Origin of the sequence: Arsenicicoccus cauae (assembly GCF_043162025.1) — a bacterium.
GTDB classification, from domain to species: Bacteria; Actinomycetota; Actinomycetes; order Actinomycetales; family Dermatophilaceae; genus Arsenicicoccus; species Arsenicicoccus cauae.
Map to the genome: position 1 here is coordinate 2,989,811 of NZ_CP171001.1, position 23,773 is coordinate 3,013,583.

21 protein-coding genes are annotated in these 23,773 nt (G+C 72.4%); 7 read left to right on the forward strand and 14 right to left on the reverse strand.

The genetic code is table 11. The features are described 5' to 3' along the window. Positions 1–75: 75 nt before the first annotated feature. A complete protein-coding gene (locus tag ACF3NS_RS13970) occupies positions 76–1,209 on the reverse strand; it encodes an ROK family protein (RefSeq protein WP_392466778.1) in 1,134 nt (377 codons plus the stop codon). A 122-nt stretch (positions 1,210–1,331) separates the two neighbouring features. Here ACF3NS_RS13970 and ACF3NS_RS13975 point away from each other — a divergent pair, with 122 nt between their 5' ends. Next, positions 1,332–2,615, forward strand: coding sequence for a DUF1479 domain-containing protein (locus tag ACF3NS_RS13975; RefSeq protein WP_392466781.1), 1,284 nt, complete (start codon positions 1,332–1,334; stop codon positions 2,613–2,615). A 10-nt stretch (positions 2,616–2,625) separates the two neighbouring features. On the opposite strand, the gene ACF3NS_RS13980 is transcribed toward ACF3NS_RS13975, so the two are convergent. The 5 genes from ACF3NS_RS13980 to ACF3NS_RS14000 form a co-directional block, all read right to left on the reverse strand. Further along, positions 2,626–3,729, reverse strand: a complete 1,104-nt coding sequence (locus tag ACF3NS_RS13980) for a GNAT family N-acetyltransferase (protein WP_392466783.1) — start codon at positions 3,727–3,729, stop codon at positions 2,626–2,628. Positions 3,730–3,830: 101 nt separating this feature from the next. Next, positions 3,831–5,504 (reverse strand): S8 family serine peptidase, encoded by a 1,674-nt coding sequence (locus tag ACF3NS_RS13985; RefSeq protein ID WP_392466786.1) that lies wholly within the window; start codon positions 5,502–5,504, stop codon positions 3,831–3,833. Between the two features lie 121 nt (positions 5,505–5,625). Next, a complete protein-coding gene (locus ACF3NS_RS13990; protein ID WP_392466788.1) occupies positions 5,626–6,579 on the reverse strand; it encodes an oxygenase MpaB family protein in 954 nt (317 codons plus the stop codon). Between the two features lie 215 nt (positions 6,580–6,794). Further along, positions 6,795–7,745, reverse strand: a complete 951-nt coding sequence (gene metA / locus ACF3NS_RS13995) for a homoserine O-succinyltransferase (RefSeq protein ID WP_392466790.1) — start codon at positions 7,743–7,745, stop codon at positions 6,795–6,797. Between the two features lie 157 nt (positions 7,746–7,902). Further along, positions 7,903–9,633 carry a GMC oxidoreductase gene (locus ACF3NS_RS14000; protein ID WP_392466791.1) on the reverse strand — a complete coding sequence of 577 codons (1,731 nt, stop codon included), beginning with the start codon at positions 9,631–9,633 and terminating at the stop codon, positions 7,903–7,905. A 211-nt stretch (positions 9,634–9,844) separates the two neighbouring features. On the opposite strand from ACF3NS_RS14000, the gene ACF3NS_RS14005 reads away from it, so the two are divergent. Genes ACF3NS_RS14005 through ACF3NS_RS14020 form a run of 4 tightly spaced genes read left to right on the forward strand, consistent with a single transcriptional unit; the run spans position 9,845 to position 14,472 of the window. Continuing rightward, positions 9,845–11,239 carry an extracellular solute-binding protein gene (locus tag ACF3NS_RS14005; RefSeq protein ID WP_392466793.1) on the forward strand — a complete coding sequence of 465 codons (1,395 nt, stop codon included), beginning with the start codon at positions 9,845–9,847 and terminating at the stop codon, positions 11,237–11,239. Then, entirely contained in the window at positions 11,236–12,186 is a 951-nt protein-coding gene (locus ACF3NS_RS14010; protein ID WP_392466796.1) for a carbohydrate ABC transporter permease, read from the forward strand. Before ACF3NS_RS14005 ends, ACF3NS_RS14010 begins: the two co-directional genes overlap by 4 nt. A 10-nt stretch (positions 12,187–12,196) precedes the next feature. Continuing rightward, positions 12,197–13,111 (forward strand): carbohydrate ABC transporter permease, encoded by a 915-nt coding sequence (locus ACF3NS_RS14015; protein ID WP_392466799.1) that lies wholly within the window; start codon positions 12,197–12,199, stop codon positions 13,109–13,111. 53 nt (positions 13,112–13,164) lie between these two features. Continuing rightward, on the forward strand, positions 13,165–14,472 hold the full coding sequence (locus ACF3NS_RS14020; protein ID WP_392466802.1) for a glycoside hydrolase family 32 protein: 1,308 nt from the start codon (positions 13,165–13,167) through the stop codon (positions 14,470–14,472). Positions 14,473–14,504: 32 nt separating this feature from the next. Here the strand turns inward: ACF3NS_RS14020 and ACF3NS_RS14025 are convergent, their stop codons facing one another. The 7 genes from ACF3NS_RS14025 to ACF3NS_RS14055 form a co-directional block, all read right to left on the reverse strand. Further along, positions 14,505–15,581 (reverse strand): LacI family DNA-binding transcriptional regulator, encoded by a 1,077-nt coding sequence (locus ACF3NS_RS14025; RefSeq protein ID WP_392466803.1) that lies wholly within the window; start codon positions 15,579–15,581, stop codon positions 14,505–14,507. A 107-nt stretch (positions 15,582–15,688) separates the two neighbouring features. Further along, positions 15,689–16,957: an alcohol dehydrogenase catalytic domain-containing protein gene (locus ACF3NS_RS14030; protein WP_392466805.1), complete on the reverse strand. Its 1,269-nt coding sequence runs from the start codon at positions 16,955–16,957 to the stop codon at positions 15,689–15,691. A gap of 303 nt (positions 16,958–17,260) precedes the next feature. Further along, complete coding sequence (locus tag ACF3NS_RS14035; RefSeq protein ID WP_392466807.1) at positions 17,261–18,154, reverse strand: ROK family protein; 894 nt, start codon at positions 18,152–18,154, stop codon at positions 17,261–17,263. A 353-nt stretch (positions 18,155–18,507) separates the two neighbouring features. Next, positions 18,508–19,311, reverse strand: a complete 804-nt coding sequence (locus tag ACF3NS_RS14040) for an ABC transporter ATP-binding protein (RefSeq protein WP_392466809.1) — start codon at positions 19,309–19,311, stop codon at positions 18,508–18,510. Further along, positions 19,308–20,327, reverse strand: a complete 1,020-nt coding sequence (locus tag ACF3NS_RS14045; protein WP_392466811.1) for an iron chelate uptake ABC transporter family permease subunit — start codon at positions 20,325–20,327, stop codon at positions 19,308–19,310. Before ACF3NS_RS14045 ends, ACF3NS_RS14040 begins: the two co-directional genes overlap by 4 nt. Beyond that, positions 20,317–21,324: an ABC transporter permease gene (locus ACF3NS_RS14050; protein ID WP_288799461.1), complete on the reverse strand. Its 1,008-nt coding sequence runs from the start codon at positions 21,322–21,324 to the stop codon at positions 20,317–20,319. The genes ACF3NS_RS14045 and ACF3NS_RS14050 overlap by 11 nt, the downstream gene beginning before the upstream one ends. Further along, positions 21,321–22,292, reverse strand: coding sequence for a siderophore ABC transporter substrate-binding protein (locus ACF3NS_RS14055; RefSeq protein ID WP_392466814.1), 972 nt, complete (start codon positions 22,290–22,292; stop codon positions 21,321–21,323). Before ACF3NS_RS14055 ends, ACF3NS_RS14050 begins: the two co-directional genes overlap by 4 nt. 262 nt (positions 22,293–22,554) lie before the next feature. Between ACF3NS_RS14055 and ACF3NS_RS14060 the strand changes: the two genes are divergently transcribed. Continuing rightward, positions 22,555–22,809, forward strand: coding sequence for a hypothetical protein (locus ACF3NS_RS14060; RefSeq protein WP_392466817.1), 255 nt, complete (start codon positions 22,555–22,557; stop codon positions 22,807–22,809). 4 nt (positions 22,810–22,813) lie between these two features. Further along, positions 22,814–23,293, forward strand: coding sequence for a hypothetical protein (locus ACF3NS_RS14065; RefSeq protein ID WP_392466818.1), 480 nt, complete (start codon positions 22,814–22,816; stop codon positions 23,291–23,293). A 230-nt stretch (positions 23,294–23,523) separates the two neighbouring features. On the opposite strand, the gene ACF3NS_RS14070 is transcribed toward ACF3NS_RS14065, so the two are convergent. Further along, a complete protein-coding gene (locus tag ACF3NS_RS14070; RefSeq protein ID WP_392466821.1) occupies positions 23,524–23,742 on the reverse strand; it encodes a GTP-binding protein in 219 nt (72 codons plus the stop codon). Between the last annotated feature and the right edge of the window lie 31 nt (positions 23,743–23,773).

The following is a 23,773-nucleotide window of genomic DNA, read 5'->3' on the forward strand; positions in this document are numbered from 1 at the left end:
GCCCCGGCCCCGGGCGTGGGAGGCGTCCGGCATACGACTGCCGGGCTCGCGACCGGCCGGCAGGTCGGGACGCCGTCAGGGCACGCGGGACAGCAGGGCCGCGCGGGCCAGCTCCACGGACCGCTGCCGGGCGCCGTCGAGCGGCGCCTGCGTCCCCGTCACGCTGGTCACCACCTCGACGGGCAGCACCGCCGCCTCCGCCAGGTGGGTCCTCAGCGCGTCGACGAGCCGCGGCTCGCACCCCCACGGGCCGCTCAGCACGACGCGGCCGGGATCCACGAGGGCGATCGCCGAGCACAGCACGTCCCCGACGGCTCCCACGACGCGAGCGGCCGTGCCCTGCGCGGCACCTCGCCGCATCAGCGCTGCGACGGCGGCGACGTCGACGACCGTGCCACCGTCGACGGTGAGCCCCTCCTCGACCAGCACGTCGAGCAGGCGGGGGGACGACCGGCGACCGGTCCGACCCGCCGCCGTCACCGCGTACGCCGCCTCGCCCGCCAGCCCGCGCGCCCCCCGCACCAGCCGACCGTCGGCGACCAGCGCCGCCCCGATGCCGGCCCCCAGGTACAGCTGCAGGAAGGTGTCCGTCTGCCCCTGGTGCAGCTCGGCCACCGCGGCCCAGTGGACGTCGTTGTCGATCTCGGCGGCCCCGCCGACGACGTCGCGCAGGCACGCCTCCCCCCGCACGAACGGCGACCCCGGCACGTGCACGAGGCGCCCGCTGCGGTGCTCGACCGGGTCGGCGACCGAGACAGTCGTTGCAGCCACGGACGAGGCCCCCCGGGTGCCGTCGGAGGCGGTGAGGGCGGACAGCGCGCCGGCCAGCTCGCCCAGCAGCTCGTCGGCGGTGACCGTGAGGCCGACCGGCCGCTCGACCCGCCGCACGAGGCCGCCACGCACGTCCCGCGACTCCCCGACGACGAGGTGCGGACCGGCGTGCAGGGCGACGGCGAGGCCCGCCCCGGCGGCGAGCTCGTAGTAGATGCCGGACCTCCCCCGCGTGCCTTCCTGCCGGCCCGCCTCGGCCACGACGCCGAGCTCGCCGAGGCGGCGCACCGCCTCGGACACCGTCGGCTTGGACACGCCGGTGGCCTGGGCGATCTCGGCCCGGGTCTGCCGCCCGGCGTCGACCAGCGACTCGAGCACGATCCGGTCGGTGGCGCCCCGGACGAGGCCGAGGCCCGTGGGGGCGGTGGCTGACGTCATACGGCCCTCGTCTCTCCCGTGTCCGGGGGCGGCCCGGAACGGTTAGTTAGGAACCCTTGCAAAATAGCAGACGCCCTGCCACCCTTTCAGTAAGGAGCCACAACGAAGTCGTAGGAGCAGCCATGACGGTCACCGACCTGCCCGCCCTCCCCCACTGGGAGACCACGCCGGCGGACCTGCCCGCCGCCATCCGCGAGATCAAGGCCGCGCTGCGCGCCCGCATCGCCGCGAGCGGCCGCACCGTCGAGGAGGTCTTCGCCGTCGTCGAGGCGAAGGTCCGCGAGGAGGTGGAGGCGATCCGCGCCGACCGGGAGGCCGGCCGCCCCGTCTGGCCCGAGATCGACTACGCCGACATCGAGTCCGGCACGGTCTCGGCCGAGCAGCTCGCCCTGCTGCGCCGCCGCGGCTGCGCCGTCGTCCGCGGGCACTTCCCGCGCGAGCAGGCCGAGGCCTGGGACCGCGAGGTCGTCGACTACGTGGACCGCAACCGGTTCTTCGAGGACTACCGCGGACCGGGGGACGACTTCTTCGGCACGGTGGGGTCCAAGCCCGAGATCTACCCCGTCTACTGGTCGCACCCGCAGATGGAGGCCCGCCAGCACCCGCGGATGGCGCGCGTCCAGGCCTTCCTCAACGGGCTGTGGACGCACGAGTCGGAGGGGCGCAGCTGGTTCGACCCGGACCGCGACTCGCTCTATCCCGACCGCATCCGTCGTCGTCCGCCGGGCGCGTCCAGCAAGGGCCTCGGCTCCCACCTCGACCCCGGCACCCTCGACCTGTGGATGAGCGAGGGCTACCAGCGCCACTTCCGGCACCTGTTCGACGGGCGCCCGGAGGAGTACGACCCCTGGGACGCCGCCTACCGCACCGAGGCCGCGCAGTACCCCGGCTCGACGATGTGCTCGGCCTTCCGCACCTTCCAGGGATGGACCGCGCTGTCCGAGATGCGCCACGACCAGGGCGTGCTCTACACCGTCCCGATCCCGCACGCCATGGCCTACCTCATGCTGCGGCCGCTGCTGGCGGACGTGCCCGAGGACTCCATGTGCGGCGTCACGGTCAACCAGGTCTTTCCCGCCGACGAGCAGTGGCACCCGCTGCTCCTCGAGGCCACCGCCGGGATCCCGGACGTGGCGCCCGGCGACTCCGTGTGGTGGCACTGCGACATGATCCACGGCGTCGAGCCCGTCCAGGACCAGCAGGGGTGGGGCAACGTGATGTACATCCCCGCCGCGCCCTGGTGCGCCAAGAACGAGGCGTACGCCGACCACGTCCGCAAGGCCTTCCGCGCCGGCGAGTCCCCCTACGACTTCCCGGAGGAGCACTACGAGGCGAGCTGGCCGGACCGCTTCCGCGAGGACGAGCTCAACGACGCCGGGCGCCGCGGCATGGGTCTGGTCGACTGACTGCGGCGGCTCACACCTCGACGTCCCGGTGCCAGGAGCAGGTGCGGTAGGCCGTCTCCCAGCCGAGCGAGCGATAGAGCGCGTCGGCGCCCGTCGGGGAGTCGTCGTCGACCTCGAGTCCGACCCGGTTGCGGTCCTGCAGCGCGGCGTTGCCGATCGCCGTGTGCAGCAGCGCCTTGGCGACGCCGCGTCCCCGGGCGCGGCGGTGCACGCCGATGTAGTCGACATAGCTGCCCAGCACCCCGTCGCGGTCCGGGGCGAGGACCGTGCCGACGAGGGCGCCGCCGGCGAGCCAGCCGCCGCCCCCGGCGTTGTCCCCTGCAGCTTCCCCGGCGCCGCCGCGCACCTCCGCCAGCCACCACGAGTCCCAGCGGTGCCCCGGGTCCTCCTGCAGCCGCTGCACGAACTCCGGGAAGCTCTCGCGATAGCTGTTGAAGTGGTCGGCGAACGACTCCTCGAGCATCTCGTGGATGATCTGGATGTCCTCGGCGAGGGGAAGTCCGTTGGTGTGCAACCGGACCCGCCGCACCCGGACCCCCTCCCGCGGGGCGGGGAGGGTGGCCGGGTGGTCGCCCTCGGGGTCGACCGGCCGGCTCATCTGCAGCCACGTGCGCGTGGGCCGGAAGCCGGCGCCTCGCAGCCACCCCGCCTGACGCTCGTCACCGGCATACGAGCCCGTGTCGATCTGGGTGGAGCCCAGGCGTCGCAGGTGGGCGACGGCGCGAGCCGCGTCCTCCACCCAGCCGAGCAGGGCACGCGCCACGGCGTCCTCGGTCCCCGCGCCGAGCTGCTCGTCGAGGTCGGGCTCGACGGTGACGTGCGCGAGGACCCGCCCGGCGGCGCGGTCGTGCACCGCGGACCACCCGCGGACCATCCCCACGGGGTCGACGACCACGGCCTGGCGCCGGGTCCAGGACGCGACGCCGGTGATCTCGAGCAGCACCGTGCGGACGTCCGGAGTCGCCCCGGGCACCGACCGGTCCGTCACGGCGCAGCGGAGCCAGGCGAGCCGATGGACGTCCCGCTCGTCCGGGACCCGGAGCGCCCACCCGGGGGGCAGCCCCTCGACGGGCAGGGTCGCGCGGCGCAGGGACGGCGGTGTCGTCTCGGGCATGCGTCCCATCATCGCAGCCGGTGCCCCAGCCGCACGCGGCGTGGGCGCCCGCCCCGGTGACCCGGTGACGAGCGCCCACGACGTGCAGGAGCAGGTGGCGGTCAGTGCTTCTTGGTGACCGCGCTCAGGGCGTCGACGATGCCGTCGCCGTAGAAGCTGTTGAACGCCGTGGTGCCGGTGCAGGTGGCGGTGTAGCGGTCGGCGACTCCGGGGTAGACCATCGTGGCCGGGGTCGGGCACGCGTGGTCGGTGGCCGTGCGCATCAGGATCTTCTCGGTCTGGTTGGGGTTGAGCGTCTGACCGCCCTGACGCGGGTCGCGGTGGCCCCAGCGGTCGACGATCAGGGCGGCGACGCCGGAGGCGTGCGGCGCGGCCATCGAGGTGCCCTGCATGTAGGTGTAGTAGCCCTCGCCCTGCTTGATGACGAACTCGTTGGTCGGCGCGCCCGTCACGGGGTCGATGTCACCCTCGGCGATGCCGACGCCCTTGGGCATGGCCGCCAGGATGATGTTGGACGGCTTGCGGTACTCCGGGGTGCCGTAGAAGTCGCGGATGTCGCCACCCGGGGCGGCGACGTCGACCGACTTCAGCCCGTAGCTCGAGTAGTAGGCCTTGCGCGTGGACGGGCCGACGGACGTGACGGTCAGGACGTGGTCACCCTCGGTCGGCAGGTCGAGGCAGGAGTTGTCGATCTGGCGGGTCTTGGCGGCCCCCTCCGGGTAGTCCGGCGAGGAGGCGTCGACCGTGGGGTTGTCCAGGTCGGTGGCGGAGTTGCCGGCGGCGGCCACGAGCGTGACGCCCTTGCCGCGGGCGTAGCGCAGGGCGCGGTTGGTGGCCTCGATGGTGAGGCGCTGCTGGGCCTGCTCCTCCGCGGAGTCGGCCGGGTTGTTGGCGCAGTTGAACGCCCACGGGTCGATGTAGTAGCTCATGTTGACGACGTCGATGCCGTGGTCGCCCGCATAGGTGAGCGCCTTGACGGTCGGCTCGAGGAAGAAGTAGCCCGAGTCCTGACCAGCGCGCAGGTTGACGATGGTGGCCTCGGGCGCGACGCCCGCGATGCCCTGGCGGTTGACCGGCGAGGCGATGGTGCTCGCGACGTGCGTGCCGTGGCCGCCCTCGTCGACGGTGGCCGGGTCGTCGCAGGAGCCGTCCGGGTCGTCGGCGCACGCGCCGTCGATGTCGGGCATGTCGCGGGTGAAGTTGCGGGACAGCGCGAAGTCGAAGTTGGGGCGGATGTCGGGGTGGGACGCGTCGACGCCGGTGTCGATGACGCCCACCCGGACCCCGCGGCCCGTGGCGATGCGGTGGGCCTCTGCGGTGCGGATCATGCGCATGTCCCACTGCAGGGGTGCGAGCGGCTCGCCGTTGGTGTCGACGCTCGGGGCCGGGGCCTTCTTGCCACGGGCCTGGGCGCGCTCGGCCTTCAGCCGCTCGATGTCGGACGCGGACGCCTTGGCCGGCTTGCGGCTGAAGCCCACCACGCGGTCGGCGGCGGCGGTCTCGACCGCGTCCGCGCCGCGCACGTCGCTGGTGAAGCGGGACCTGGTGGTGGTGACGGTGTAGAGACCGATGGCGGAGTCGACGGCGGTGACGCTGCCGCCGGCGCGGGTGATGGCGTCACGGACGGCACCGTCCGCGGCGCCGGACCGGGCGAGCACCAGGACCGAGCGAGCGGGTCCGTCCTGGTCTGCGGAGGCGGGGGTCGCCGCGGCCAAGCCGGCGAGGACCGTCGAGGCACCGAGAGCGGCGGCCAGGACACGTCGTTGTGCGATCACGATGAGCTCCTGCGGGGATGGGGTGGGGCCCGTCCGAAAAGGGCGGGATCGCCCGATCCTGCCCGTCACCCGCCCGGGGGGCAAGCGCCAGAGGGGTGGACCTGCGCCACGCGGGACACGCTCAACGGCGCTGGTCACCCTGCCCGCCCGCGGCGAGCGCCGCGCGCGAGCGTGACTCGTTGGCCACCGCCGGGTCGGACATCACCCACCGGGTGGTCGCCGTGGAGGCGCGCCCGAGCGGGAGCCCCACCACCCGGTCGAGCACCCCGGTCACGGGGTCGGGCAGGACGGACAGCCCCAGCATCCGCCGCGCCCAGGGCGGCAGGGTCGCGATCGCGCCCACCGCGAGGGTCCAGTAGCCGAGCCGGGCGGCCGGGTCGATCGGTGGCGTCAGCAGCAGGAACCGGGCGGCCTCCGTCGCGGCCGCCGTCGTCACCAGCTCGCCGCGGTAGGACTCGACGGCCTGCAGCAGCTCGGCGTAGGTCTGCGGCAGGTCCGCGAGCGGCACCCCGAGCCGCGAGGACACGTGCGCCGACTGGGCGACGTACTCGTCGAGCCCGGCCGGGGTCAGTCGGCTCGCGCCGAAGGCCTGGTAGGTGGCGAGGAAGCTCTCGGCCTCGGCGACGTGCACCCACCGCAGCAGGTGCGGGTCGTTCGCGGCATACGGGAGGCCGTCCGGGGTGCTCCCGACCACCCGTCCGTGCAGGTGCCGGATCGCCTCGATGGTCGCCTCCGCGTGCCGCACCGTGCCGTAGGTCGTGATGGCGATGTAGTGGCTGGTGCGCTGCAGCCTGCCCCACGGGTCGCCCTTGTAGCCGCTGTGGTCCGCCACGCCGGCCATCGCCAGCGGGTGCAGGGACTGCAGCAGCAGGGCTCGCAGGCCGCCGCTGAACATGCTGGTGTCGGCGTGGACCTGCCAGATGGCGTCGTCCGGCCCGAACCACCTCTCCCCCACCGCGCCCCAGATCTGGTCGGCCCGGCGGTCGGCGTCGGTGCCGGCGATACGCTCGCGCAGCCCCAGCGCCACCCGGGTCCGCAGCCGTGCCGTGTGGTCCTGCACCCTCCCCAGTCGCATGCTCCTAGCCTCGCAGGCTCTCGGCGGGTTGACGACCCGCGACACCTGTCGTCGTCGACCACGAGGCGCTGCTGCTGGGTGGCCGGTCAGCGAGCGCCCGGGCGCGGCGGCCGCGGCGAGCGCGGTGACCCACGTGCACGCCGGCGCTCCGGCATACCTGCTGGTCCACGCGGACGCCGATCGGCTGGGCGCCAGCCCGCTCCGATGACGCCCGCTCAGATGACGTACGAGTCCGCCCGTCTGGCCGCGCGCTGCATCTCGGCCAGGTCGTACGGCGTGCGCTGGTAGACGTAGTAGTTGAGCCAGTTGGCGTAGAGCAGGAACGCGTGGCTGCGCCAGGTGACTCGCGGTGGCTGCGTCGGGTCGTCGTCCGGGAAGTAGCCCACCGGCACCTCGATCGGCAGGCCCTTGGACGCGTCGCGGTGGTACTCCAGCGCGAGCGTGTCCGCCTCGTACTCCGGGTGGCCGGTGACGAAGAGCTGCCGCCCGTCGCGGGACTGCGCGAGGTAGAGGCCGGCGGTCTCGGACGTGGCGAGCACCTGCAGCTGGGGATGCGCCTGCACCTCCTCCAGGGGCGTGCCCGTATGCCGGGAGTGCGGCGCGGTGAAGGTCTCGTCGTAGCCGCTGACGATGCGGGCGCGAGGGTCGAGCACCCGGTGCTCGAAGACGCCGAACATCTTGTCCGGCAGCTCGACCTTGCCGATGCCGTAGTGCCGGTAGAGCCCGGCCTGCGCGCCCCAGCACACGTGCATGGTCGAGTAGACGTGGTCGGCGCTCCAGTCGAGGATCGCGCACAGCTCGTCCCAGTAGTCCACCGCCTCGAAGGGCAGCTTCTCGACCGGGGCGCCCGTGATCACCAGGCCGTCGAAGCGCTCGTCCCGGATCTGCTCGAAGGTGCGGTAGAAGGTGTCCAGGTGCTCGGTGGAGGTGTTGCGGGACTCGTGCGAGCACATCCGCACGAGGGTGATCTCGACCTGCAGCGGGGAGTTGGCGAGCAGCCGCAGCAGCTGGGTCTCGGTGACGATCTTGGTCGGCATGAGGTTGACGATGGCGATGCGCAGCGGGCGGATGTCCTGGTGCCCGGCGCGCTCGCTCGACATGACGAAGACGTTCTCGGACTCGAGCGTGCGGCGCGCCGGCAGGGCGCGAGGGACGTTGACCGGCAACGGGATCGACCTCCTCGATCGGGCTGGACCTCGACCGAGGCCCGCGTGACCGCGTCGACGGTGGCCGCGCGGCCGGGTCTGCCCTCGAGAGGCACCGGCGCGGAACCGGGTGCCGAGCGACCTCCTCGAGGTGATCGGTCGCTGCTCTGGACCCGCCTCAGCCTGCCACAGACTCGGCGTCGGAGCCGATGACCTCCCATGAGGCGAGACGTCGGTAGGGCTCCCCCTGCGCCGGCCGCCGGTCCTGCTCCCCGCGCCGCGGCCACAACGCGCACGCCCGCTCGGCCTGGGCGGTGATCGTCAGCGACGGGTTGACGCCGAGGTTGGCGCTGACGGCGGCGCCGTCCAGCACCGAGATGCCGGGGTATCCCCACACCCGCTGGTAGGGGTCGACGACGCCGGTCGCCGGGTCGTCCGAGATGACCGCGCCGCCGAGGTAGTGCGCCGTCATCGGCATGTCGACCACCTCCCCGACGCTGCCGCGCGCGTCCGCCGGCACGCCGGTGAGCGCCTGGAGGTGACGGGCCATGGTGCGCAACGCCGTGTGCCCCACCGGGATCCACGTGGGGTTGGGCTCGCCGTGGCCCTGCCGGCTGGTCATGGAGTGGCCTCCGAGCAGGCCCCGGCGATAGCTGGTCGTCAGCGAGTTGTCGCAGCTCTGCATGACCAGGCCGATGACGGTGCGCTCGCTCCAGCGCCGCAGCCACAGCGACCGGGCCGCGCCGAGCGGGTCGCGAGCCACCTCGCCGAGGTAGCGCACGACCCTCGGCACCCGGCCGCCCCCGGGCACGAGCAGCGCCGTCAGCGCCCCCATGAGGTTGGACCCGACGCCGTAGCGGCAGTTCTCGACGTGCGTGTCCGCGTCGGGGTGGAAGGACGAGGTGATGGCGACGCCCCGGGTCAGGTCCGCGCCGTGTGGGACGCGGCGGGTGCCGGCGCCGCCGATCATCTCGGAGTTGGTGCGGGTCAGCCGGCCGAGCGCCGGCGACAGGCGGGGCAGGTCGCCGGTGTGCCGCTGCCGGTGGAGCAGGCGGCTCGTCCCGAAGGCGCCGGCCGCCATCACGACATACGTCGCCGTCGTCTCCTGACGGTCGCGGCTCACCCAGGCGCCGGTGCGCTCGTGCTCGACCCGGTAGCCGCGCTCGGGGCGCGCCGGGTCGATCGGTCGCACCCGCGTCACGGTCCGGCGCTCGCGCACGAGCGTGCCGAGCCGCTCGGCGAGCGCGAGGTAATTCTTGACCAGGGTGTTCTTGGCGCCGACGCGACACCCGACCATGCAGTTGCCGCACTCGGTGCAGCCCGTGCGCGCCGGCCCCTCACCGCCGAAGTAGGGGTCGGGGACCGTCTCGCCCGGCGGTCCGAAGTAGATCCCGACCGGCGTCCTGCGGTAGCTGTCCTGCACGCCCAGCTCGCGCGCGACGTCGAGCATCAGCCGCTCCACGGGCCCGTCGCAGGGGTTGACGACGACCCCGAGCATCCGCGTGGCCTCGTCGTAGTGCGGCGCGAGCTCGCTCTCCCAGTCGGTGATGTGGGCCCACTGCCGGTCGGCGTAGAACGGGCCGTGCGGGCGGTAGAGCGTGCACGCGTAGTTGAGCGATCCCCCGCCGACGCCCGCGCCCGCGAGGACGAGCACGTCGGGCAGCCGGTGGATGCGCTGCACCCCGAAGCACCCGAGCCGCGGCGCCCACAGGAACCTCCGTACGTCCCAGCTGGTCTTGGCGAAGTCCTCGTCGGCGAACCTGCGGCCGGCCTCGAGCACCTCGACGCGGTAACCCTTCTCGGCGAGCCGGAGGGCCGCCACCGAGCCCCCGAAGCCGGACCCCACCACCAGCACGTCGACGTCCGTCCGCAGCTCGTTGGTCGGCTGCTCGTCGGTCACCTGCTCCACGCGGCACCTCTCCCTGGGGTCGCACCCCCGGCCGTATGGCGCGCCCGCCCCGTCGCGGGGTCGCCCGTTGCGGCACAGTGTCGCACCCACGGAACGCTGGGTGGGGTGGCGACATGATTCGCGTCATCTCTTGACGAACGTGCTCGCCCGGTCTCACACTCTAGGCACCTAACACGATTTAGGTCCAGCATCTCCCCCGCAGGAGTCAACGATGACCGACCTCACCCGACGCACCTTCCTCGGCCTCGCCGGCCTGGGTGCCGTGGGCGCCACCGCGGCGGCGTGGCCCCGTCTCACGGCCGCCGACATCCCCGGCCGGCGCGACGACGTGCTGAACGTCGCCATCCTCGGCACCAACCAGGACGTCGCCGCACGCCAGTCCCTGGTCAAGGCTTTCAACGCCCACCACCCCGACATCCCCGTCCGGATCCAGGCGATCCAGGGCGCCGACTGGTCCAACTTCTTCGCCAAGATCCTCACGATGGTCGCGGCCGGCACGCCGCCGGACGTCTGCGTCGTCGCGACCGAGGGGGCCCAGCTGTTCGCCGACCGGCTCGCCGAGCCGCTGGACTCCTACGTGCAGCGGGACGCCGCGGTCATGAAGGACTACTTCGACGACGTGCACCCCTCGCTCGTCGAGGCGTTCATGTACCGCGGCAGCCTCTACCAGCTGCCCATCGACTTCAACGCCGCCGACATGTACTTCAACGCGAAGGCCCTGCACCGAGCGGGCGTGGGCCTCCCCCACGACAGGTGGACCCACGAGGACTTCCTGGCCACGGCCCGCGCCCTGCGCAAGGGCAACACGGGGGCGTTCGTCCCCTACTACTGGACCAACCGGCTGTGGGGCGGGGTCGTGCCGTGGCTGTACGCCAACGACACGAGCTTCCTCACCGAGACCAAGGCGCCCGGCGGCGACTGGCTGTGGCAGCGCTTCTACGCCCGCAGCCCGGCGGCGCGGGGACGTCAGGGCGGCTTCCTCTGGGAGGAGCCCAACACCGACGACCCCCGGGTCGTCGAGACCTTCGAGTTCCTGCGGGCGGTCGTCGCCGAGGGCCTGGGCACGAGCCCGGCCCAGGGCGGCGGCAACGAGCTCGTGGCGCAGTTCGCGGGCGGCAGCATCGGCATGACCCCGGCGGGCGGCTACTGGGTGCAGGGCCTCAACGAGGCGGGGATGGGGCCGGACGACTACGACGTCCAGTTCTTCCCCCGCTGGCGCACCCAGCGTCACCAGCTGGGCGCCGCCGGCTACGCCATCATGCGCACCTCACAGCGCAAGGACCAGGCGTGGGAGTGGGTCAAGTTCTGCGTCTCCCGCGAGGGTATGGCGCTGGCCTTCCCGACCCCCAACACCACCCCCACGCGCCGCTCGATGGTCAACGAGACCCTCTACGCCGGCAAGGGCCCCCGCCACTGGAAGGTCTTCTACGACACCCTGGACCGCATGGATGCCGCCCCCATCCCGGCGCCACCGCAGCAGGCGGCGGTGGAGACCGCCCTCATCAAGAACGTCCTCGGCGCGGTCACCGGCCCCGCCGGCAACGTCAGGCCCGCGGTCGACCGTCTTGGCCGCGATCTCGAGCTCGCCCTGAGGAAGTCGTCATGACCGTCACCGTCCCCCCGTCCGCCGACACCCCCGCCACCCCCACGACCTCGTCCCCCGTCGAGACGCGGGCCGCCCGTCGCCAGCGCGGCCTGCTCGCCACCCTCTTCCTCGCGCCCACGGTCGGCGGCATCGGGCTGTTCGTCCTGCTGCCGATCGTCGCCTCGCTCGCCCTGGCGTTCTTCGAGTGGGACATCATCTCCTCCCCGCGGTTCGTGGGGCTGAGCAACTTCGTCGATCTGGTCCAGGACCCGACGGTGCGCCGCGCCTTCCTCAACACGATGGGCTTCGTCGTGGTGGCGGTGGTGCTGCAGCTGGCCATCGCCCTCGGCCTCGCGGTGCTCGTGCAGTCCACGATGCCGACGTGGCTGCGGTCCTTCTTCCGGTCCGTCTTCTTCTTCCCGCTCATCCTGTCCGCGTCGTCCGTGTCGATCATGATGAGCTACCTGTTCAACCAGCAGTTCGGGCTGGTCAACCACCTGCTCGGCAGGGTCGGCCTCCCCGCCGTGCCGTGGCTCAACTCCGAGACCGGCGCCGTCTGGATGGTCATCCTCGTCTACGTCTGGCAGAACTTCGGCTTCTCGTTCCTGCTGTTCCTCGGCGGCCTGGCCTCCATCCCCCGCGAGGTCTACGAGGCCGCGTCGATCGACGGGGCCGGTGGCTGGCGGCAGTTCCGCACCATCACCTTCCCCCTGGTGAGCCCCACGACCCTGGTCGCCTCGGTCATGGCGATCATCTCCGCGCTGCAGATCTTCGACCAGCCGTACGTCCTCACCCGCGGCGGCCCGGGCGACTCCACCCGCACGGCCGTGATGGTGATCTACGAATCCGCCTTCCAGCAGCTGCAGTTCGGCCGGGCCTCGGCCATCGGCGTCGTCCTGACCGTCATCATCATGCTGGTCACGGCCCTCCAGTTCCGCCTGTCCCGACGTTTCGTCTTCTACTCCTGAGGAGCCGACCATGGCCACCCGCACCATCGACCCGGTCGACGCCTCCGGCACCCCCACCGGCCCCGACCACCCCACCACCGACGCCGGGCGGCTGCGCCGCCGGCGCCCGGTCACCGCGAGCCTGCTGGGCCGCGTCCTGGTCCTCCTCGTCGCGACGGCACTCACGCTCGGCCCGGTGCTGTGGACGGTGTCCACCTCGCTGCGTCCGGTCACCGAGTCCCTCGGTGCCACCCCGAGCCTGGTGCCGACGAGCCTGGACCTCTCGTCGTACCGCGACGTCTTCGTCCAGGTCGACATGTGGATGCTGGTGCTCAACAGCGTGCTCGTCACCGCGGCCTGCGCGATCGGTCAGATGATCACCGCCGCGATGGCGGGGTATGTCTTCGCCAAGATCGAGTTCCGTGGTCGCGGTGCGCTCTTCGCGATCGTGCTCGCGACGATGATGGTCCCCATGCAGGTGACGATCGTGCCGGTCTTCATGCTGATCCGCGGCATGGGGCTCTCGGACACCCTGCTCGCGCTCATCCTCCCCGCGATCCCCACCGCGTTCGGCACCTTCCTCATGCGGCAGTACTTCCTCGGCCTCCCGGACGAGCTCGGCGAGGCCGCCGAGATCGACGGGGCGGGGCCGTGGCGCACCTTCTTCTCGATCTACGCCCCGCTCGCCGCACCCGGCCTCGCCATCGTGGGCATCCTCGCGTTCAACTACCACTGGAACGAGTTCTTCCGACCCCTGATCATGACGATCAGCGAGGAGAACTTCACGCTTCCTCTCGGCCTGGTCTCGCTGCAGGGCAACATGGGCACCGGCAGCGTGGCGACCGTCCTGGCCGGCGTGGTGATCTCGATGATCCCGGCCCTCGTGGTGTTCGCGTTCGGGCAGCGCACCCTGCGCGAGGGGCTGACGGCGGGCAGCAACCGCTGACGCCCCGCACCTGACCACTCGACCCCGACCCACCGACGCTCAGCGAGGAAGTCATGCTCGACCCCCACCCCCACCCCCACCCCCAGCCCGCCCTGCCCGAGCACCACGTGCGACCGCGCCACGGGTGGCTCAACGACCCGAACGGCATGACCCGGCACGGCGGACGATGGCACGTGTTCTACCAGCACAACTCCTCGGCCGCCGTGCACGACCGGATCGAGTGGGGGCACGTCAGCAGCCCCGACCTCGTGCGCTGGACCGAGCACCCCGTCGCGTTCTCCCCCACGGACGACGGCCCCGACCGGCTCGGGTGCTGGTCGGGGGTCTTCGTGCCGGGGCTGGACCGGCCGGCCGTGGCCTACTCCGGGATCGTGGACACGGCCCTCACCAGCACCGTGTGCCTGCGGTGGGCGACGGACGACGACCTGGACGAGTGGACCGAGCCGGTGGTGGTCGCCGCGACCCCGCAGGCGCACGGGGTGCGGGTCATGCGCGACCCCTTCGTCTTCCGGCACGGGGATCGTCGCTGGGCGCTGATCGGGGCCGGCCTCGAGGACGGCACTCCCGCCGTGCTCCTCTACGACTGCGAGGACATCCTGGCCTGGCGCTACGTCGGGCTGTGGCTCACGCACGCCGACCCGGTCGCGCGTCAGGCCGCGCCCGCCGACATCTGGGAGTGCCCCCAGCTGGTCCAGACCGGCGACGGCACGGCGCTCATCCTCAGCGTGCAGACCGACGGACGGCTCGACCGCGCGGTGTGGCTCGTCGGCGACCTCGGCAGCGACCAGGACGGGCGGCCGACCTTCGCCCCCCGCGCCGGCGGTGACCTGGACGCCGGGGACGCGCTCTACGCCCCCCAGGTGCTCCACGACAGCCCGGCACCGCTGCTCCTCGGCTGGGTCCGGCAGGACGGGGTCCCCGCCGACCCCGAGTCACCCGACCTCGACCTCGTGGCGGGCTGCCTGAGCTTCCCTCGTCGCCTCACCGTCGAGGACGGCCGGGTCGTCAGTCGCCTCGACCCCGCCGTCGACACCCTCGTCTGCGACGAGGCGTCGGGCAAGGTCGCCCCGGGCTCGTCTGCGGTCGTCGACGGCAGCGGCCGGGTCCGGGTGGCCGCCGGCCCAGGGGCCTGGCGGCTCCGTGGGCGGGAGGGGACGGTGGGCGCCGACGTCGGCGCCGGCTGGGACCTCTGGATCGACGGCGAGGTGGTCGAGGCCTACCCCCACGACGGCGGCACGCCCGCGACCTGGCGCCAGGTCGGCACCACGTCGTGGACCGTCGAGGTGGACGACGCGCCCGCCCACGTGAGTCCCCTCGTGCCGTCGGTGGCCGTCCGGTCCGAGGGCCGCGCCCGGGCCTGACGTCGGCCCGGGCCGTCAGGCCCGGGGCCTGCTCAGCCCCGGCCGGCGCCCGCGACCACGGGGCCGGTGGACCCGCGCACGACCAGCGGGCATGCCAGCCGCGTCACGGCGGGCGCTGCGCCCCCGGTCCGCCCTGCCAGGTGGTCGAGCAGCAGCTCGGTCGCGCGCCGCCCCATCTCCCGGTGCGGGAGCGCGACCGTCGTGAGCGGCGGCACGACGTGCGCGGCGAGCTGCTCCTGGTCGTCGTAGCCGACCACCGACAGGTCCTCGGGCAGGTCCAGACCGAGTCGAGAGGCCGCGAGCAGCACGCCCGTCGCCACGCGGTCGGTCACCGCAAAGACGGCGGTCGGGCGCCGGCGCGGATCGGCCGCGCGCCCGTCCGGGGCGGCCAGGACCTTCATCGCGGCACGGTAGCCCTCGTCGATCGTCCACCCGGCCGTGACGACGGGAGCCTCCTGAGCGGGCACGCCGGCACGCGTCATCGCAGCCCGGAAACCCTTGGAGCGCACCGGACCAGAGAGGTTGCCACCCTTGGCGGCCCCGGTCCCGGTGAGCATCACGATGCGTCGGTGACCGAGCTCGAGGAGATGCCGGGCGGCCGTGGCCGCTCCCTCGAGGTCGTCCGGGACGACCGCGTCCCGGGTCGGCGTCGGCTCGTAGCAGTTGGCCAGCGTCATCGGCAGGCCGGTCTGCGGCAGCGAGGTCAGCTCCCGCAGCCCCATGGACGCGTAGACCAGCCCGTCGACGCTGCGCTGCGTCAGCTCGTCGATCGCTGCCTGCTCGAGATCCGGATGCCCCTCGCTGTCGAAGGCGACCAGGACGTAGCCCGACTCCTGCGCCCGGTCCATGGCGGCACCGAGGATGCGGCCCGCGAACGGCGAGGTCGCGATCGCGTCGGTGACGAACCCGATGACGTTCGTGCGGCCCAGCCGCAGGCTCCGGGCGAGACGGTCAGGTCGGTAGCCGAGCTCTCGGGCCGCAGCGCGGATGCGCTCCTGCGCCTCCGGGGCGACGTTGCCGTCGCCCCGGCCGTTGAGCACAAAGGACACGGCCGTCCTCGACACCCCCGCCCGGGCTGCGACGTCCGTCGCCCTGACTTTGCGATCCACCGCTCCACAGTGCCACAGGCCGAGGTCTGGCCTGCGGTTTCCCCGCCATACGGCCGCGGCCTCCTCCCGGACCGGGGAGGGGGCCGCACGACCAGCCGGTCAGACGATCACTCGACGCTCGAGGTCGTCTTGTGCGCGAGGAGGTACTTCTCGGCCTCCTCGTTCCAGATGTTGTTGTTGCGGCCGCAGATCTCCGCGAGGCCGGCGAAGAACTCGTCGTCCTTGCCCAGCTCGGCGAAGTCGTCGATCGCGGTGAGCGGCATCCGGACCCAGGGGTAGATGAGCTTCTTGCCGCCGGGGATGTTGGGGTAGTTGAGGACCGTCTCGGGCACGGAGTCCAGGCCGCCGATGTGGGTGACCATGAACGACGGGTTCAGCTCCCCGCGGGCGGACATCTCGAGGGACTCGATCATGTCGCCGGTGGAGCCGCCCGAGGTACCGACGATGTGCGTGGACTCGTAGTGCACGTTGTAGAAGTTGAAGTCGGCGACGAACTTCTTGTCCGTCGGGCCGGCGAAGAAGTTGAGGCAGCCGTCGAAGCCGAGGATCTGGTCGCCCAGCTCGACGAGGGCCTTGACGGGGGCGTAGACGAAGACGTCGTCGTAGCCCTTGCCCTCCGGGGTGATCTCGCGCAGCATCTGCACCGGGTCGCCACCGGTGGTGTTGACGTAGCGCAGGTCGACGCCCTTGGCCTTGGCGTCCTCGACGTTGATCAGGCTGGCGACGCGGTCGAGGCGGGCCTGGTCGATGTCGACGACGACCAGCAGCGACGGGGTGTAGGGGCCGTTGATGGCGTACTCGATCGCGCCGATGCCCATCGGGCCGGCGCAGCCGAGCAGGGCCATCTTGCCGCCCTTGACCGGGCCCATGAAGTGTTCGTAGACGAACGGCTTCGTGTGGTACTGGGCGTGGAACCCGCCGATGATGCACGACATCGGCTCGGCGAGACCGGCATTCGCGAAGTAGGTGCCGTCGTAGCTGAGGACGCAGCCCTTGTCGATCGCGATCTTGGGGATGATCGTGTAGTGGGTGTCGCCACCGAAGTAGGGGTAGGAGTAGCCGCTGGAGTAGCCGTTCTCCAGGCCCATGGCGGGCTGGATGGCGATGAGCTGACCCACCGTGTAGTCGTCCGCGTAGTCAGCGCCGACCTCGACGATCTCGCCGGCGAACTCGTGGCCGGCCATGACGGGGACCTCGGAGATGTTCGGCGGGACGCGCTTGTGGTCCTCGCCGAGGATGGTGGCCTTGTACGTCGACATGCAGATGCTGTCCGACATGACCTTCATGAGGATCTCGTCGCGCCCGATGGGGGGAAGCTCGACGTCGGTGACCTTGATCTTGCCCTTGCCGTGGATGACGGCCGCTTCAGTGCGCATGCCTTCACCGTATGCCGTCGCCCGTCTTTTGTCTAGGGGTTGACTAAAGTGGCGCGCTGGGGACAGGCCTCCGCCCTGGCAGCCTGGGGTGGCTGTCCGGGTGGGCGGGTGTGTCGGGTCAGGCGGTGAGGGCGTGCCCGTGTGGTGGGTCGCTGTCTGGCGGGTTGCCGTCGGGTGGTGGTGCGGGGTCGGGGCTGGTCTCTGGGCTGGTGTCGGGGTCGGGGCTGGCGCTCGCGGGTGGGGCGGGGTGCCAGCCGGTCCATGTGTGGATCACGTCCCAGTGGACGCGGGAGGGAACAAGGCTCAGGACGAGACGAGCCGCGAGATGCGCGCCGGCTCGAAGTAGGCGTCCGCCGCCAGCCGCACGGCCCCGGCCAGCCCGGACCGACCGCCGAGGAGCGTCGTGCGCAGGCTGAGGGTCTGGAGGGCGTACTCCCCCGCACCCTCGTCGAGCGCCCGGCGCAGCGGCGCCATGAGCACGCCGCCGGCACCGGAGAGCGCACCACCGACCACGACGGTCGTGGGGTTGAGCAGGCGCACCACCTCCGCGAGGGACCGGCCGAGGGCCTCCCCCACCTCGCCGACCAGCTGGCAGGCCAGCGGTTGGCCGTCCTCGACGAGCGACACCAGGTCGAAGCTCGTCGTGGCCGCAACCCCATGGGATGCCAGGCGCTCTCGCACGACATACCCGCTGGCGACGTCCTCGAGGCGGCGCAGACGGCCGTCAGGCCCGGGCAGCGTCAGCACGCCCACTCCCCCACGTTCGCCGCGATAGACCCGCCCGTCGAGCACGAACGCGCAGCTGATCCCCATGCCGACCCGCAGCACCACGGTGTGGTCGCCCGCCCCCAGCGCCGCGTGCTCGGCGACCGCCATCGTGTTGACATCCCGGTCGACGACCTGCACGTCGCCGCGGACCGTGAGGAGGTCGGTGAATCGCACCCCCTCCCAAGCGCTCTCGCGCAGCGGCGCCCCGATGACCCCGCTACGGAGGTCGACCGGTCCCGGCACGCCGACCCCGACGGCCCGCACATCGGCGGGCGACCGCCCGATCCCGGCCAGCAGCGCGGTGATGCGTGAGTCGACCCAAGCGGCCACGCCACCCGGCCCGGTGGGGAGCCCGATGTCGGCCCCGTCCTCGGCCAGGAACCCGCCGGCCATGTCGGTGATCCCGACGCGGGTGTAGGAGCCGCCCACGTCGATGCCGACGAGCAGGCCGAGGTCGTCGTCGACGGCGAAGGTCTCGGCGGGCCGACCCCCTCGCTGGCCCCGAGGCCCCGGCTCACGACGAAGCCGGCGGCGAGCAGCTCGTCCAGCCGTTTGCCGACGGTCATGCGCGCCCAGCCGAGGCCGTCCACCAGCCCGCGCCGGGTCGTCGGCCCGTGCTCGCGCAGGTGCGCCAGCACCTCACCGGCACCGGTCTCGGTCGCAGCCATGGGGTCCACCTCCTCGCGGGCGATGTCCCGCCGCCATCGCGTCGGACCAGGTCGGCCAGACCTTTTGAGCATAGCTGCACCAAAAGCCGACGCGCCCCAGGTCAGCGCCCCAGGTCAGCGCCGCAGGTAGTGTCCGACCGGTCGCCCCTGCACGCGCTCCACGGTGATCGGGACGGCGAAGATCTCCTCGAGCAGGCCCTCGCGCATCACCTCGTCCGGGCTGCCGGCGGCGACCACGCGGCCGTCGCGCATCGCCACGATCCGGTCCGCGAAGGCGGCGGCCGCGTTGAGGTCGTGCACGACCACCACGACGGTCTTGCCCAGCTCGTCCACGGCGCGGCGCAGCAGGCGCAGGATCCCGAGGGCGTGCCGCATGTCGAGGTTGTTGAGCGGCTCGTCCAGCAGGACGTAGTCGGTGTCCTGGGCGACGACCATGGCGATCAGGACGCGCTGGCGCTGACCACCCGAGAGCTCGTCGACGAACCGGTCGGCCAGGTCCTCCAGGTCGAGGTAGTGCAGGGCCCGGTCCACGTGCTCGACGTCGACCGGGCGCAGCCGTCCCCCGCAGTGGGGGAAGCGGCCGAAGCCCACCAGGTCACGCACCCGCAGGCGCACCGCGAGGTGGTGCTCCTGGCGCAGGATCGCGAGCCGTCGCGCCAGCACCGAGGACTCGCAGCGCGTGACGTCGAGGTCGTCGACGTGCACCTCGCCCTCGTCGGCGGGCAGGAGGCGGGCCACGATCGACAGCAGCGTCGACTTGCCGGCGCCGTTGGGACCGACCAGGCAGGTCAGACCCCCACGGGGCAGGTCGAGGGTGACCTGGTCGACGACGGTGGTCCCGTCATACGACTTGGTCACCTCCCGTATGGCGATGCCCGAGCTGGTCGCGGCGTGCGGGAGGACGGCGGTGGAGGTCATGCGCGGGCCCTTCGCAGGAGGAGGACGAGGAAGGCGACGCCGCCGAGGAGCTCGACGACCAAGGACAGGGAGCCCTCGAGGCCGAGGAGCTGCTCGAAGACGAGCTGTCCGGCGACGAGGGTGGCGACGGCCGCGCCGCAGGCGGCCGGGAGGACGTAGCGGTGCCGGTGCGTGCCCATGGTCTGGTAGGCGAGATGGGCCACCAGCAGCCCGAAGAAGCTGGTCGGCCCCACGAGGGCGGTCGCCGACGCGACGAGCAGCGCCACCACGGCCAGGACGACGAGCTGGCTGCGGCGGTGGTCGATGCCCAGGGACGTCGCGAGCTCGCGCCCGAGGGCGATGACGTCGAGCCGCTCGGCCTGGCGCAGGGTCCACAGCAGAGCGAGCGCCACGATCACCGCGCTCGTCGCGACGAGCCGGGGGTCGGCGCCATGGAAGTCGGCGAAGAAGCGGTCCTGCAGGACGATGAACTCGGTCGGGTCCATGGCGCGCTGCATCAGGGTGGACAGCGCGCGAAAGAACCCGCCGGCCACGACGCCGACCAGCACCACGAGGTGCAGGCTGCGGCCGAGGCCGACGACGAGCCAGCGGTAGAGGCCGACGGCCAGCAGGGTCATGGCCGTCGCCTCGGCGCCGAAGCGCAGCACCGGGTCGATGGTCACGCTGCCGGTCACCCCGAGCGCCACCATGGCCGCGGTCTGCACGAGCAGGTAGAGCGCGTCGAAGCCCATGATCGACGGCGTCAGGATCCGGTTGGCGGTGACCGTGTGAAAGAGCACGGTCGCGATGGCCACGGCCGCGCCCACGACGGTCATGGTGGCGAGGGTGATCAGGCGTCGCGGCAGGATGAAGCCGACGGCCCCCTCGAGGCCCACGAGCAGGTATGCCGTCGCGGCTGCCGCCGCGAGCAGCCACCACGCGGCGACCCGCAGCGTCGGGGAGGGGGCACGGCGGACGAGAGGTCGACGGGATGCCGCAGGCGTGGCGGGGGCGGCGGTCGTCAGGTCAGCGGACACCGCGAACTCCCTTGACCAGCATGGCGAGGAAGGCTCCCGCCCCGACGACGCCGAGGATCGTGCCGATGGGCAGCTCGTGCGGCGCGACCAGGGAGCGGGCGAGCAGGTCGCACAGGAGCACGAGACCGGCTCCGCCGAGCGCGACCCAGGGCACGCTGCTGCGGGCGTTGCCGCCCATGGCGAGCACCACGAGGTTGGGGACGACCAGGCCGATGAAGCCGAGCATGCCCACCGTCACGACCACGGTCGCCGTCACGACGGCGACGATGCTCATGCCGATCGCCATCGTGCGGCGGTAGTCCAGGCCGAGGTTGGTGGCGACGTCCTCCCCCAGCCCCGCGACGGTGAAGCGGTCCGCCACGACGACCGACACGACGGTGAGGGCGCCCGCGATCCACAGCAGCTCGTAGCGGCCCTGGATCGTGGCCGAGAAGTCGCCGGTCATCCAGGCGCCGAGGCTCTGCAGGAGGTCGTAACGGTAGGCGACGAAGGTGGCCACCGCCCCCACGATCCCGGACAGGACCAGGCCGATCAGCGGCACGACGAGCACGTCCCGGATCGTGACGGACCGGACGAGGCGCAGGAACACGGCGGTGCCGGCGAGCGCGCAGGCGGCGGCGATCGCCATACGGGCCGCGACCGGCGCGTCCGGCCAGCCGATCGCGACCCCCAGCAGGCCGAGGCCGGCGAACTCCATCGTCCCGGTGGTCGACGGCTCGACGAAGGGGTTGCGGGTGAGCAGCTGCATGATCAGCCCGCTCACCGCGAGGCCGGCGCCGGCCAGCACCAGGGCGACGGTGCGTGGGACGCGGCTGACCCCGATGAGGTCGAGGGCGTCGGCGCGGCGGTCGGCGTCCAGCAGCGCGGCGGGCGTCACGTCGGCGACCCCCACGAAGAGCGACCAGACCGCGAGGACCAGCACGACGGCGGCCCCGCCGAGCAGCAGCGCTGCCTGGCGGGGTCGGCGTCGCGCGACGACGGTGGCTGACGCCGTCACAGCCCCGCGGCCACCTCGTCGACCATGGTCGACAGGTTGTCGAGGCCGGCCCCGACGACATACCACCGCTGGCCGTCGAGGTAGGTGATCTGCTTCGTGGCGCCGGCCGGCGTGGCGTCGACGAGGGGGTTGGCGAGGATCTCCTTGGCGGCCTTGCCGTTCTGGCCGATGGCAGCGTCGCGGTCGACGACGAACAGGCGGTCCGGCTTGGCGTCGCGGACGAACTCGAAGCTCACGGCCTGGCCGTGGCGGTCCTCGCTGATCGTGGCGGCGGTGGGCTTGACGCCGAGCGTCTGGTGGACGAGACCGAAGCGGGACTGCGGGCCGAACGCCGAGACCTTGCCCCCGCTGGTCATGAGGATCAGGCCGGTGCCGGCGTTGGCCGCCTTGGCCTTGACGGCCGTGACCTTGGCGTCCAGCGCGGCATGCTTGGCCGCCACCTGCTCCTGCTTGCCAAAGATCTCACCGAGCTGCGCGTTGACCTTCTTGGCCGAGCCCATCAGGTCCTTGGACCCCACCGTCAGGTCGATGGTGGGGGCGATCTTCGACAGCTCCTTGTACTTCGCAGCCCCTCGGGCGCCGACGATGATCAGGTCCGGCCCGGCGGCGGCGAGCTTCTCGACGTCGGGCTCCTTCATGCTGCCGAGGTCGGTGTACCTCGCCTCCTGGTAACCCGACAGGAAGCTCGGCATGCCCTGCTTGGTCACGGCCGTGACCGAGTCGACGCCCAGGGACTGGAGGCTGTCGAGCACGCCCAGGTCGAGGACGGCCACCTTCTTGGGGTGGGCGGGCACCTGCGTGGTGCCCTGCGCGTGCGTGACGCTCACGGTCGTGGCGCTGCCGGACGAGCTGCCCGAGCCGGACGAGCCGGAGCCCGAGGACGCGGTGGCCGAGCCGCACGCGGCCGTCGACAGGGCGACCGTGGCGAGGATCGCGGCGCGGGCGGGGGTGAGCAGGCGGGACGACATTGTGCTCCGATCGACAGAACCGATGAGAAGGATAGCCAAACCTTAGTAAGGCGACCCTATCCTCCACAAGCCCCCGCCGGGGGTAGGGGCATCGACCGGCCTTCGTCCCCCAGGTCGATGCCCCTACCCCCGGCGGATCTGCGCGTGGGTCTGCGCGCGGGCCTCTACTCGGCACGGCACGCGACCCTGCAGGGTTCGCAGGCCTGGGCCTGGGTATGCGCGTCCAAGGACAGCGCGTGACCGATCCGTGGAGGAGAGCACGATGGCCAGCAGCGGGCCGACCCGCACCGACCGGACCCTGGACTTCCTGCGACGTGGCTACGGCTTCTCGGACGCGTGGCGGCGCGAGCTGCGCCACGTCGATCCCCGCTCCGTCGCGCGGATCCCGCTGCGCCTCATGGGCGGCCGGGCCCTGCTCGTCCGCGGCGACGAGGGCGTTCGCCTGATCTACGACGGCACGCGGGTCAAGCGGGACGGCGCGATGCCGTTGCCCATCCGCGTCCTGGCGGGGCACTGACGTCATGGCTGAGCTCGTCATCACCCTGCGGCTGCCCCTCGACCGGGCGGAGGTATGGCGCCGCCTGTGGTCGGCCCCTCGTCATACGGCCGTGATCCCCCTCACCGTGGTGACGTCGTCCGCTCGCCGTGGACGACTGGACGTCGCGGGCGCCCGGGTCCGAGCGCGAACTGCTGTCGGGCCGTGGGGGTTCGACGACGACATGGAGACCGTGGCGGTGTCCACGCCGGAGGGCGACGGGCCATGGCGCTGCCGGATCGTCAAGCGTGGCAAGGTCGTTCGTGGTGCGATCGACGCGACGGCGCGCGCCCTGGAGCTGCCCGGTGGGCGAGCTGCGACCGAGCTGCGATGGCGGCAACGGATCAGCGTGGCAGGTCTCCCGCGCGCGCTCGACCCCGTGACGGCGGCCGTCGCCTGGGTGGCCTATCGCGCGACGATCAGGCGGATCGTGGACGCTCAGGCGGTGCGCGGGCTTCGCAGGTAGCGCCACAGCAGCAGCCCGAACGCAGGCAACCCGCCGAGGAGCATCAGGATCGGCCCGCGGGTCGACGGGCAACGGCGAGTCCACGCTCACGCAACGCCAGTGGTGTGGGCGTGCTCATGAGTGTGGCCGTGGTCCTGCTCATCCCGCAGCAGGCCCACGAGGCTGAGCTGGCCCGTGGGATCGCGCCGTCCGACCGAGTCGTAGAGCAGGTCCGGATCCACCTGCCCGAATCATGCAGGCACCATGGGCTTCTCGCCCATGGACTCATGGGTCACCCTCTCCAGCAGCGCGACTCGGTCAGGATCAACGCGATCCACCTTGTCGAGCACCAGGAGCGAGGCCACCTTGAGGTGATCGCTCGCGACGGGGGGCTCGTCATACGAACCGATCTCGTCCCAGGCCCCGACGTCCACGACCTCGACCGGACCACCGAAGCGGACCCGACGCACCGCGCTGCTGATGATGAGCCGGGCCAGCTCG